This is a genomic window from Flavobacterium sp., from assembly GCF_965277525.1.
Taxonomy (GTDB): Bacteria; Bacteroidota; Bacteroidia; order Flavobacteriales; family Flavobacteriaceae; genus Flavobacterium.
Map to the genome: position 1 here is coordinate 646,746 of NZ_CBDIDC010000002.1, position 12,422 is coordinate 659,167.

10 protein-coding genes are annotated in these 12,422 nt (G+C 33.9%); 7 read left to right on the forward strand and 3 right to left on the reverse strand.

Annotated elements, in window-relative coordinates; translation table 11 throughout:
- Positions 1–5 precede the first annotated feature (5 nt).
- On the reverse strand, positions 6–584 hold the full coding sequence (locus ACQY44_RS04905) for a pentapeptide repeat-containing protein (protein ID WP_428229278.1): 579 nt from the start codon (positions 582–584) through the stop codon (positions 6–8).
- A gap of 329 nt (positions 585–913) precedes the next feature.
- Here ACQY44_RS04905 and aspA point away from each other — a divergent pair, with 329 nt between their 5' ends.
- The 5 genes from aspA to ACQY44_RS04930 all read left to right on the forward strand — a co-directional run bounded on the left by aspA (position 914) and on the right by ACQY44_RS04930 (position 6,362).
- The gene (gene aspA, locus ACQY44_RS04910; protein ID WP_428229279.1) at positions 914–2,323 is read left to right on the forward strand and encodes an aspartate ammonia-lyase; all 1,410 of its coding nucleotides are present in this window, start codon (positions 914–916) and stop codon (positions 2,321–2,323) included.
- A gap of 164 nt (positions 2,324–2,487) precedes the next feature.
- Positions 2,488–3,162, forward strand: coding sequence for a response regulator transcription factor (locus ACQY44_RS04915; RefSeq protein WP_428229280.1), 675 nt, complete (start codon positions 2,488–2,490; stop codon positions 3,160–3,162).
- Between the two features lies 1 nt (position 3,163).
- On the forward strand, positions 3,164–4,567 hold the full coding sequence (locus tag ACQY44_RS04920) for a sensor histidine kinase (protein WP_428229281.1): 1,404 nt from the start codon (positions 3,164–3,166) through the stop codon (positions 4,565–4,567).
- 77 nt (positions 4,568–4,644) lie between these two features.
- Positions 4,645–5,367, forward strand: coding sequence for a hypothetical protein (locus ACQY44_RS04925; protein WP_428229282.1), 723 nt, complete (start codon positions 4,645–4,647; stop codon positions 5,365–5,367).
- 47 nt (positions 5,368–5,414) lie between these two features.
- Entirely contained in the window at positions 5,415–6,362 is a 948-nt protein-coding gene (locus ACQY44_RS04930) for a bestrophin family protein (RefSeq protein ID WP_428229283.1), read from the forward strand.
- Positions 6,363–6,439: 77 nt separating this feature from the next.
- On the opposite strand, the gene ACQY44_RS04935 is transcribed toward ACQY44_RS04930, so the two are convergent.
- Positions 6,440–7,858: a PLP-dependent aminotransferase family protein gene (locus ACQY44_RS04935; RefSeq protein WP_428229284.1), complete on the reverse strand. Its 1,419-nt coding sequence runs from the start codon at positions 7,856–7,858 to the stop codon at positions 6,440–6,442.
- A gap of 191 nt (positions 7,859–8,049) precedes the next feature.
- Between ACQY44_RS04935 and ACQY44_RS04940 the strand changes: the two genes are divergently transcribed.
- Positions 8,050–8,967, forward strand: a complete 918-nt coding sequence (locus tag ACQY44_RS04940) for an EamA family transporter (RefSeq protein WP_428229285.1) — start codon at positions 8,050–8,052, stop codon at positions 8,965–8,967.
- 511 nt (positions 8,968–9,478) lie between these two features.
- Positions 9,479–11,740, forward strand: a complete 2,262-nt coding sequence (locus tag ACQY44_RS04945; protein ID WP_428229286.1) for an acyl-CoA dehydrogenase — start codon at positions 9,479–9,481, stop codon at positions 11,738–11,740.
- Between the two features lie 199 nt (positions 11,741–11,939).
- Here ACQY44_RS04945 and ACQY44_RS04950 read toward each other — a convergent pair whose 3' ends face one another.
- On the reverse strand, positions 11,940–12,284 hold the full coding sequence (locus tag ACQY44_RS04950; RefSeq protein ID WP_428229287.1) for a 5-carboxymethyl-2-hydroxymuconate Delta-isomerase: 345 nt from the start codon (positions 12,282–12,284) through the stop codon (positions 11,940–11,942).
- Positions 12,285–12,422 lie beyond the last annotated feature (138 nt).

Here is a 12,422-nt window from a genome sequence, read left to right on the forward strand (position 1 = left end):
ATCAACTAGCTCACAATCACATCATGTTTAAACAACAAGCCTTTCACTTCTTTCAAAGAAAAAACAGCTTTTTTTAGTTTTGTTTTTGATGGATCGATGGTATAATTGTAACTTGTTTTAAAATCGGCTTTGTTGGCGATGGCTTTATCAAATTCTGATCGGTATAAATCACAATTATCAAAAAGAACACTTGTAAGGTCAGTAGCCATAAAATCAACGGCAATAAGGCTGCAATTGCTAAAAGTAGTTCCTTTCATTTTTAAGGTATAAAATTTTGAAAAATCCAAGATGCAATCATAAAAGTGAACTTCGAAAATGAGTTTATCGCACATGGCAAAATTTACTTCTTTGATTTCACAACGATTAAAAGTAGCCGTTCTAAAAGCAACATAATTTATTTTGGCTTCGCTAAAAATACAATCATTAAAAATGCAATCAATAAAAGTAACGGCCAAAAATGTACAAGCTGAAAAATTACAATTATTAAAAGTGCAACATTCAAAATCCTTGAAATTCGCATCATCTCTACCATAAGTAATAGCGTTGTATTCTTTATCAAGGAAATATTCGGACTCTTTTTTCAATGTTATTTTGATGATTATTTAAAGGCGAAAAGGTAATAATTACATTGCATTAATTCGTTACTAAATTCCATTAATTTTGCACTTTTAAAATGTTGCTTTTCTCAGTAAAACAGTAGCGATTGTCTTTGTTGTTACTACATTTAAGAGGTTTTTTTACTCTTTGTTTTTGTGAATATGATATTTTTAAGCTCTTAAAATGATAAGTGTTTAATATTTAGGCTGAATTTTTTAAAAAACGTAGTAATATTTAATTTGAATTATTTTAGTATAATAGTATTTTGCTGTAGCTTTACATAGATTTTTAAGTTAAAACGTAACGCTTATATTATATGGGATCAACAAGAAAAGAACATGATTTTTTAGGAGAATTAGACATTCCGGATCATCTGTATTATGGTATCCAAACCTTCAGAGCTGTAGAGAATTTTAATATTACAGGAATTCCAATTTCAAAAGAACCTTTATTTATTAAAGCTTTAGGATATGTAAAAAAGGCAGCTGCTTTAGCCAATAAAGATTGCGGTGCGCTTGATCCTAAAATTGCCGAAGCAATCTGTTACGGAAGTGATCAGGTTATTTCGGGTAAATTTGACCAGGAATTTGTAAGTGATTTGATTCAGGGTGGAGCAGGAACTTCAGTAAATATGAATGCGAATGAAGTAATTGCCAATATTGGTCTGGAATATCTGGGACATAAAAAAGGGGATTATAATTTCTTGCACCCAAACAATCATGTAAATTGTTCTCAATCTACAAATGATGCCTATCCATCCGCTTTTAGAATTGCGCTCTATCTTAAAATGCAAAGTTTTATAAAAACTCTGGAAGGATTAGAAGTTGCTTTTGCTGCAAAAGGCGAGGAGTTTAAAAATGTTTTAAAAATGGGAAGAACCCAGCTGCAAGATGCTGTCCCGATGACTTTAGGACAAGAATTTAAATCTTACGCAACAACAATAGGTGAGGATGTTAAAAGATTAAAAGAAGCCCAAAGTTTGGTTTTAGAAATCAATATGGGAGCAACGGCAATTGGGACAAGAGTAAATGCGCCAGAAGGATATCCTGAAATTTGTGTGAATTATTTAGCAAAAGAAGTGGGGATTCCGTTGACGCTTTCTCCGGATTTAATTGAAGCTACTGTTGATACGGGAGCTTATGTTCAGATTATGGGAACTCTTAAAAGAACTGCTGTAAAAGTGTCTAAAATCTGTAATGATTTGAGACTTTTAAGTTCCGGACCAAGAACGGGTTTCAACGAGATTAATTTACCGGCACGTCAGCCGGGATCTTCAATTATGCCGGGAAAAGTAAATCCTGTAATTCCGGAAGTCGTAAATCAAACGTGTTTTTATGTAATAGGCCAGGATCTGACAGTTACGATGGCAGCTGAGGCGGGACAATTGCAATTGAATGTAATGGAACCGGTAATTGCTTTTGCCATGTTTACATCGTTAGATTATCTTTCAAATGCCATTCAGACTTTAATTGATAAATGTATCATTGGTATCACAGCAAATGTGGATCATTGCTACAATATGGTGATGAACAGTATTGGAATTGTAACGCAATTAAACCCAATTTTAGGGTATGAAGTAAGTGCCAGTATTGCTGGTGAAGCTTTAAAAATGAATAAAAGCGTACATGAAATTGTTGTGATCGAAAGAAAATTAATCACCCAGGAAAAATGGGATGAAATTTATTCTTTGGAGAATTTAATTCATCCTAAGTTTATTACGAAATAAAGTATTTGTTCAAAATATATTTTAAATACAAAGCATTTGCCATTGGCAGATGCTTTTTTTAGTTGCTAAAAGCTATTGTTCATAATTAAATCATAATTTATAACTATTGTGATTTATATTTTTAATCTCAATTCCTATTTTTGTTATTCATACCACTAATTAAGATGAAATTACTTATAGTCGAAGACGAACCCAATCTTTTATCGATTTTACGCAAAGGATTTGCTGAAAACAATAACGAAGTTAGCGTCGCAATGGATGGCAAAACAGCGCTTGAAATGCTTCATAATTATAACTTTGATGTGGTCGTCTTGGATGTAATGTTGCCTGATATTAACGGAATTGAAATTTGCAGACGACTGCGGGCCAGCAAAAATTTTGTACCTGTATTGCTTTTGACTGCACTTGGAACTTCAGAAAATATCGTAACCGGACTGAATGCCGGTGCCGATGATTATTTGGTGAAACCTTTTAAATTTGGAGAACTTGATGCCAGGGTAAACGCTTTGCATCGAAGAGCCCACCAGGAAACAGAAAGAATTGATAGTATTACAGTGGGGGATCTGGAAATAAATGCCCGGGCTAAAACAGTAAAAAGAGAAGGAGAATCTATAATTTTAACCGCCAAAGAGTTTAAATTATTGTATTATTTAGCTAAAAATAGCGGAAGAATTGTTTCTCGTGATCAGATCCTGGATAATGTCTGGGATATTAATTTTGATATGAACACCAATGTTGTTGATGTCTATATTACCTATTTAAGAAAAAAAATAGATAAACCTTTTGCAACCAAACTTATTCATACCATGAAGGGGTTAGGTTATGTCATAAAGCCATAAAATGGATATAAGAAAAAAAATCACTTTTACTTATGTAGCACTTTCTACGTTTAGTACACTATTATTGTGTGTTATCGTTTTTGTACTATTTAATGAAAATAACAGATACCACTTTTTAAAACGATTAGAAGACAGAGCTAAAATTGTGGCTTCCATTCACTTTCAAAACGATCCTGAAAAAATAAAGTATTATAAAAACCTGAAAGAAAATGGGCTCGAAGAACTTATCGAAGAGGAAGAATTTGTTCTTAAGGTAAACAGTGCCAATAGCTTTGACTATAATACAAAATTGAATTTGCCCAATGAATTTTATACCAATATATTAAAAACCGGGAAAGACTTTTTTGAAGTAAATAATAAATATTATTTAGGACAAATTTTTAAAGAAAATAATCAGAAGTATATTGTAATTGTAGGTGCCAGAGATCGAAAAGGGCCAACAACGTCAATTTATATTGTAAAAATTATGCTCTTTGGAGGTATAGGATTTATATTTCTGGCATTCTTTTTAGGGCGTTTTCTGGCAAAACGTGTGATTAATCCTGTTGCACGAATTACCAAAGAGGTAAACAGAATTAGTGCTTCTAACCTTCATAACAGGCTACCGGAAGTAAAAAACTCGGATGAAATTTCAGATCTTACCGAGACATTCAATGATATGTTAGATCGTTTAGAAACCTCTTTTGAGATTCAGGCTAATTTCATCAACAATGCTTCGCACGAATTAAAAACTCCAATTACAACAATTATAGCCGAGTCTGAAATTATGCTTCTTAAAGAAAGAGAAGTCTCAGAATATATTCAGTCTTTAGAAAATATCTATGGTCAGGCCTCTAAATTAGGCAACTTAACAGAAAGCCTGTTAAAACTAACTCAAACAGGGTACGACGGCAAAAAGCAAGTATTGGATATTGCCAGAATCGATGAGTTATTAATGGATGTAAAATCAGATCTGGATAAAATTTATCCGGATAATCGCGTGAGTATGAAGTTTAATTTTGCTCCTAATGATTCTAATTTACTATTAATTCCGTGCAACAAACCCCTTTTAGAGCTCGCAATTAATAATATTATTACAAATGGCGTAAAGTATTCTGATAATAATGAAGTCTTTGTAACCCTTTCAGCGAATCAGGAAATGATTAAAATTGCCATCAATGACATTGGTATTGGTATTCCTCCGGAAGATATTCCGCATTTGTATGAACCTTTCTTTAGAGGAAAAATTGCGACTAAATATATAGGATATGGTTTGGGGCTTCCTTTAGCTTCAAAAATTATTCGCATGCACGATGGCGAAATACAAGTGCAATCAGAGCAAAATAAAGGAACTATTGTGACTATTATTTTTAAAAAGTCAAAAATAAAAAAAATCAACATTAAAAATTCTAATGTTGAATCTTAGAAAAATCTAATTTTATATTAAGACCCTTCTAATGTTGCGGTAGTTATTTTGTATGTATAAACTAAACGATTATACATATGAAAAATTTCCTAATACCTACGACTTTAAAAGATGATACTATTTGTGCTGTAAAATCGGCTGTTCATCAGGCAAAATCTTCAGATTGTGAAATCATTCTAATGATGGTTTCTGATGCTCCGGATACTTTTTCATCTTCAGGTTATTTGAGAGAAATGCGTACCGGACTTACAGCGAGTCAGGAAATCGTTCTTGATACCTGCAGATATATTGTTGACCATACCACAAATTGCAAAATAAAAGTACACAACCAGTACGGACTTTCATCTCCAATTTTCAAACGCATTATTGACGTATTCTCTGTAAAATTGGTAGTTCTTACAAACTCCTATAAACAAGAAACAAAAAGAATTCATCAATATCTGGTGCAATTGGCCGGAAACCAAAAATGTCCCATTTTACATTTAGGTTCAGAGCAATACAAAGACGATTTCAATAAAGCACTTTACATCGAAAACGCTCGTGCTAGTATGCATGTTAAAGATGTTCAACAATTTTTGAACGAGAACTTTTCATTTGAAATTGTAAGTCAAACATCGAATTTTGATGACAACTACGAGAAATTCGCACCTTATTTATCAGAAGCTATTTCAAAATACGACATCGATTTATTAGTTGAAACGCGTAAAGGTGAAAAAATCAAATTCAAAAAGACAAAGAAAGAAAATATAAATGAGAGACTAGGACTTCCGGTTTTATCTCTTTATGAAGAGTTGGTTTAAGATCAGACTTCTGCTAAAAAAAACAAGTTTAACTTAAACCTAGATATATGTTATTAAAGAAAAGAATACCGATGAGGTACGTTCTCGGAAAAATTAAAGTAGAGTTAGGTCTGGTAATGGGTTATACGATATTGTTTGAAATTTTTCACCATTATTTCATCAATGTTTCTGTTGATATTCCGATTGCGATACCGACAATGGTGGGTACAATTATATCCTTACTATTAGCTTTTAAATCTAATCAGGCTTACGACAGATGGTGGGAAGCGCGTATTATTTGGGGATCAATCGTCAATGAGTCCAGAACTCTAGTCAGGCAAATGCTTACCTTTTATAAAGATCCGGAATTTTCTGTAGAAGCAAATGAGTTCAAAGAGAATTTTACCAAAAGACAAATTGCATGGTGTTATAGTTTAGGACAGGCGTTGCGTAATAAGGATGCTATAAAACCCATTAAGGATCTGATAAGCGAAGAAGAAGTGAATTTTGTAAAAAATCATCAAAACGTTCCAAACGCAATCTTATTGCTTCATGCGAGAGACCTTAGAATTGCCAAAAAAGACAAACGACTCAATACGTATCAGCAAGTAGAAATTGATAAAACATTGTCGAGATTATGTGATGCAATGGGAAAATGTGAGCGTATTAAAAATACCATTTTTCCAACGACATACAGTATGTACATCAGAATGACCTTGTGTTTGTTTATTTTGTTATTGCCTTTTGGCTTAATTAGTTTATTGAGCTGGTTTGCAATCCCATTAATTACCGTTGTTGCAGGAATGTTCTTTTTGATCGAAAAAATGGCCATCCATTTACAAGATCCTTTTGAAAACAGACCAACAGATACTCCTGTAACGACTATTTCGAATACAATCGAAAAGAATTTAATGCAAATGCTTAACGAGTATCAAAGTGAATTTGATATTATCAAAGAATTTGACCTTAAACCCGAACTTAAAAAAGCGGACAGTAACGCTTATTTTGTTTTATAATTAAATAATTGATTTTGGTTTCAATTTGTTCGCCGGATAATGTTAGTAAGAGCATTGTCCGGCTTTTTTTATATAAATTACGCGTGAAGCAACTTTCCTAAAATTTGAATCGATTGTCTTAGTTCGTTTGTCCACGGTAAACCAAAACTCAAGCGCATACAATTCGAAAACTGGTTCTGAAAAGAGAAAATTCGGCCCGGTGCAATACTAATTTTATGTTGCATGGCTAAATGATAGAATGCGGCAGTATCTACATTTTTATCCAGTTCGATCCAAAGGAAAAAACCGCCTTGTGGCTGACTCACTTTTGTTCCTTTAGGAAAGGATTCCAGAACAGTATTAATGTAATTATTGCAATTATGATTGAGTATCTGGCGTATTTTTCTAAGATGATTCTCGTATCGGCCGTTTTTCAGGAAATCCCCAACGACCTGATGTGTGATAGTAGGAGAGGAAAGCGTATGATAAATTTTGTTTCGTAATATTTCTTTTTTGAATTTTCCCGGAGAAACCCATCCTACACGATAACCGGGTGCCAGTGTTTTAGATACCGAACTGCAACACAATACAATTCCGCTTTCATCATAGGTTTTGCAATTTGTGGGCCGGCTTGAGCCAAAGTACAAATCGCCGTGAATATCATCTTCAATCAGCGGAATGTTGTAAAATTCCATCAACCGAACCACTTCTATTTTATGTTCCGCAGGCATCATACTTCCGGATGGATTACTAAAATTACTCATCAGCAGACAGAGTTTTACCTTTTTAGACGAAAGCGCCTTTTTTAATGCCTCTAATTCAATACCCGTAGTCATGTTTGTTGGCAATTCCATAATGTACAGTCCTAGTGATTTTGCCAATTGCAAGATGCCGAAATAAGCAGGACTTTCTGTAATAATAGTATCTCCCGGCTTGGTCAGCGTCATCAGACAATGCGAAATAGCACTTGTACAACCCGGTGTTGTAATAATATCTTCTTCTGTCAGCGATCCTCCCCAGGTAAAAGACCAGCGTGCAATTTCTCTCCTCAAATTAAGATTGCCCTTTACCTGTTCATAACTGGTGCCGCTATTGGGAAGTTCCCGCATTGCCTGAACCATTCCTTTGTTCAGTTTGGCAATAGGCAAAAGCTCATTCGAAGGAAATCCCAAAGAAAGCATTGTAATATTGGGGTCAGTCATATTACCGTATACCTGATCGATTAGATCTTCGCGGTCAACATTGGCACATTTTAAAATAGGACTGCTTGGGGTAGGTTCCGGAATTGCTCTGGATGAAGTATTGCTCACATAATAACCGGATTGTGGTCTGGACTCAATCAGGGATCTGCTTTCGATTTCGTAATACGCTTTACTTACTGTACTCATACTGTAACCTGTTTCGGCGCAGACTTCACGTATAGAAGGCAACTTGTCGCCAACATTCAAAACACCCGATTTTATTTGCTTTTCGATCCTGTCAGCAAACTGCAGGTACAAGTAATTTGAACTTTTCATACAAAAGATAAAATTTGTTTGTTAATGGATCCTGATAGCTATCGCCATCCTTGATTTTACTTTGTTATTTAAGATCAGGGCGATTCTAAAAAAAAAACTGTTATGGTGCAATTTACAAAAACTGTATCTGTATTGCTGTTTTATTTTTTAGAAATTTGCTTTAATAAGAAAACTTAACAAAAACAACATTCGTGAAAACAACAAAATACTACGCAGCTGCCATTACTTGTTTTGTAATCTGGGGATTTTTCAGTTTGGTTTTAAAACCAATACATGATTACGCATCTTTGGATATTTTATTCTATCGTGTTTTTAGTTGTAGTATTTTGATGTTGCTTATTGCTTTTACTTTCAAAAGAAAAAGAATAAAAGAAGCCATTGTAACCTTTAAATCTTTGTCTGTTTCTGAGAAACGTAAAACCATTTTATTGAATATTGGAGGAAGCTTCTTTATAATGACAAACTGGTTTACATTTATTTATGTCATGAACCATGTTAGTGTAAAAGCCACTTCTCTGGCTTATTTGGTTTGCCCGATTTTAACCACCTTACTGGCTTATTTTATTTTGCATGAAAAACTAAGTAAAACACAATGGATCGCCGTTGGATTAAGTATTTCCGGATGTATGCTTTTATCTTATGCTAATATTACAGACATGCTTTTCAGCATAATTATTGGGCTTTCTTATGCTTGTTATTTAGTAAGTCAGAGAGTCAATAAAGGGTTTGATAAATTTTTAGTACTAACGTTCCATATCACTTTAATCGCTTTATTTTTATTGCCATTTTTTCCATCATACAGCGGGCCGGTTCCAACAGAATTTAAGTTTTATTTCTGTATCGAAACCATTGCGATTTTGTTTACGATCTTTCCGTTATTTCTTAATTTATATGCCCTTTCGGGAATTAATTCTTCGACCGTTGGAATGCTTTTAAATATTAATCCGATGATTGCTTTTCTGCTGGCTATGTTTCTCTATAAAGAACAATTCGGACTCATACAGATTATTGCCTACGGAATAGTTTTTCTGGCAGTTTTGGTTTTTAACTCACATCATATTTTTGCGATGAAGCAAAGGTTCAGCACAATATCCAAAGATTCGAAATAATAGGTTTTTTTATGTTTTTTAGTGGTTTTTAAAATATAAATTTCCAGAACCTTAAGGATATGCAAAACAGGAATGATTAGCTTCATTCCTGTTTTTTGTTATAAAGGTTTTTGCCACGAGCCACAGCGAACAGACGAAGTAATTACAAGAATTTATCGCTAATTTTTTTAATGCCACAGATTTCACAGATTAAAAAGGATTTTATAAACTTAATTTTTTTTTAATCTATTAAAGTAATTCAACGTCTAACTTTTTTTTAAATACTACAGCTTAGACCTATATAATAGTTTTTTTTAATTAACTTTTAATCTTTTTAATCTTTGAAATCTGTGGCAAAAAAATTATTGCATAAGCTAATTAGTGAAAATTAGCAGCAAACTTTTTTCCATAACAAAGAATTAAATTACCAGAATCTTAACAGGATATTTAATTAAGAATCACTATTTTCATTTCTTGCTTTTTTATGCAATAAAATGTATAAAAGAAAAACAAACTGAACAACTATATTGATATGAAAAATACCAAACTCCAAGCCTTTATTCCGTTATTTTATTTAGTGTGGTCAGATGATTTATTGACTCAAAAAGAGTTTACGACCATTCAGAAATTCATTAATGATTTGACGTGGCTTTCACCCGAAGAAAAACAACAATTGCTTTCAAGATTAGACATTTCAAATCCGCCTTCGCGAAGTGAACTTGCGCAATGGAAATCAGATATTGAAAAAAGCATTCAGAATAAAGCAGATATCAAATCAATTTTTGACATTGCAGTAGCACTTTCAGAGAAAGATGTAGACATTTCGACCTTACAATCCAGTTTTATAAAATTAGAAAATGACCTTGGAATTTTGGGGGAAGAAGCACTTCAGAATTTTAAAACAAAAGCCACTTCTTTTACGGCCAATTCTCAAACCAACAGTGATTTCGATATTCAGAAAATAACAGCTATTTTAAATGGTAAAGAAGCAGCTATAATCAACAAAGTTAAATCGGTTATTTCCAGACCTGAATTTGCTTATGAAACCTCGACAGATATCAATGTATACCGTCAAACAGTGTATAATTGGTGTAAGGTTTTAGCAGATGAAAATCTTGGAAATATGGCCTATCCCAAACAATATGGAGGAGGAGAAAACATAGCCGATTATTTTGCAATTATGGAAACCTTAAGTTATCACGATTTAAGTCTTGTAATCAAATTTGGTGTTCAGTTTGGACTTTGGGGAATGAGCGTGCAGTCATTAGGAACAGATAAACATTATGCCAAATACCTAAAAGATATTGGTTCGTTAAAAATTCCGGGATGTTTTGCTATGACAGAAACACATCACGGTTCTAACGTAAAAGGGTTAGAAAACACAGCAACTTACAATCATAATGAGCAAACGTTTACGATTCATACACCTAATAAAAATGCCCAAAAAGAATATATTGGTAATGCGGCAGTTCACGGACAAATGGCGACTGTATTTGCGAAACTCGTTATCGACGGTCACGATTATGGGGTAAATGCCTTTGTGGTTCCGCTAAGAGACACAAACGGAAATACCTTAAACGGAATTACTATTGGCGATTGCGGACATAAAATGGGATTAAACGGAGTAGATAACGGAACGATTAGTTTTGATAACGTAATAATTCCGAAAGAAAATATGCTGGATCGTTTTGCTTCGGTAAATGATAAAGGGGAATTCGAAAGCCCGATTCCGAGTGATAACAGACGTTTTTTTACCATGTTAGGCACTTTAGTGGGAGGGAGAATTGGGATTCCGCGTTCTGCTTTGGCTGCAGCCAAATCCGGATTAACTATTGCCATTCGCTACAGCGATCAACGAAGACAATTTGGTCCGGAAGGAGGATCAGAAGTTCCGATTTTAAATTACAGAATGCACCAGCGTCGTCTAATTCCTCCATTGGCCAAAACGTACGCTGTTCATTTTGCTTTGCAATACCTGACAAATCGTTTTCTGAATAAAACCGAAGCAGAAATGCAGGAAATTGAAGCTTTGGCAGCCGGAATGAAATCCTATTCGACCTGGAGTACAAGAGATATTTTGCAGGAATGTCGTGAAGCTTGTGGCGGAAAAGGCTATTTGTCTGAAAACAGAATCGATGCCCTAAAAAATGACACTGAAATATATACCACTTTTGAAGGTGATAATACCGTTTTGATGCAGTTGGTGGCTAAAAACCGTTTGTCTGAATTCAGAAAATCGTTTGGCGAAATGGGGGCTGCAGGAATTATCAATTACGTATACGAAAATGCCAAAACGGCCCTTACAGAAAAAAATCCAATTGCTACCCGTAAAACAGACGATGAACATTTGTTAGACGGAGAGTTTCATTTGCAGGCTTTCATTCATAGAGAAAAAACAATTCTGGCATCAGCAGCGCGACGTATCAAAAAATTGGTTGATGGAGGTTTAGAACCTTATGACGCTTTTAATGTCGTGCAGCATCAGATGATTGATGTCGCTCAGGCTTATTTGGAGAGAGTGGTTCTGGAACAATTTCAGTTAGCAATTAAAGAGGTAGAAGACATTCAGTCGAAAGAAATATTGACCAAACTGAATCATTTGTATGCACTGTCACAAATAGAAAAAAACAAATCCTGGTATCTTGAAGACGGTTATATGGAAGCCGTAAAAACAAAAGCCATCCGTAAAATGGTCAATCAGCTTTGTTGGGACATTCGACCGGATGCTGTTTCATTAGTCAATGCTTTTGATATTCCGGAGAGTTGTCTCGCAGCGCCAATTGCTAGGTATTAGCATAAAAGAATAGAGAGAAAAGAATAGAGAGAAAAGAATAGAGAGAAAAGAATAGAGAGAACAGATGTTTGCGGGAGTTTTGTCAAAGTTTAAGACTTTGACAAAGCTTTTTTTTAAGACTAAAAAGAAATCCTTTTTAATCTTTTAATCTGTGGCAATAAATTAGTTGCTACTTATAAAATAGCGGTTATCGTTTTTTTTAAATCATTGTTTTATTAAAATAGCTAGCCTTTTCAAAATTTTTTATATTGATCGAAATTACCGGGATCTCAGGAAGTATTTCATTCAGCTTAGTAACAATTACCTTAGAGAGTTTCGCTTTTTGATTTGTATCCCGACCTTCCATAATATAGCCAAAAACGTGAATAAAATCGTTTAGGGAATTTCCATTATTATAATAGGCAAAGGGATTAATGCGGACTTTAATTTCAGACTCTTCAAAAAGACCAGTTGATAATGCCGAAATAAAAACTTCCTGCATGATGTCTTCTGCAGATTTTAACCGAATTACGTTTTCAGAGCAATCAATAATAAAATGTGGCATTTGTATATAGTTTAATTATAGAAATCGAGTACGATCAAATTTACAAAATCCTATTGGTGTAAATATGTTTAGTACACAGAAACATAGATTTATTTTTATAAAGTCTTTTTTACCTGAATTCTTTGTTACGAAATTCAA

Coding starts and splice junctions, on each gene's coding strand:
- aspA (WP_428229279.1), top strand. CDS start 914: ATGGGATCAACAAGAAAAGAACATGATTTTTTAGGAGAATTAGACATT.
- ACQY44_RS04915 (WP_428229280.1), top strand. CDS start 2,488: ATGAAATTACTTATAGTCGAAGACGAACCCAATCTTTTATCGATTTTA.
- ACQY44_RS04920 (WP_428229281.1), top strand. CDS start 3,164: ATGGATATAAGAAAAAAAATCACTTTTACTTATGTAGCACTTTCTACG.
- ACQY44_RS04925 (WP_428229282.1), top strand. CDS start 4,645: ATGAAAAATTTCCTAATACCTACGACTTTAAAAGATGATACTATTTGT.
- ACQY44_RS04930 (WP_428229283.1), top strand. CDS start 5,415: ATGTTATTAAAGAAAAGAATACCGATGAGGTACGTTCTCGGAAAAATT.
- ACQY44_RS04935 (WP_428229284.1), bottom strand. CDS start 7,858: ATGAAAAGTTCAAATTACTTGTACCTGCAGTTTGCTGACAGGATCGAA.
- ACQY44_RS04945 (WP_428229286.1), top strand. CDS start 9,479: ATGAAAAATACCAAACTCCAAGCCTTTATTCCGTTATTTTATTTAGTG.
- ACQY44_RS04950 (WP_428229287.1), bottom strand. CDS start 12,284: ATGCCACATTTTATTATTGATTGCTCTGAAAACGTAATTCGGTTAAAA.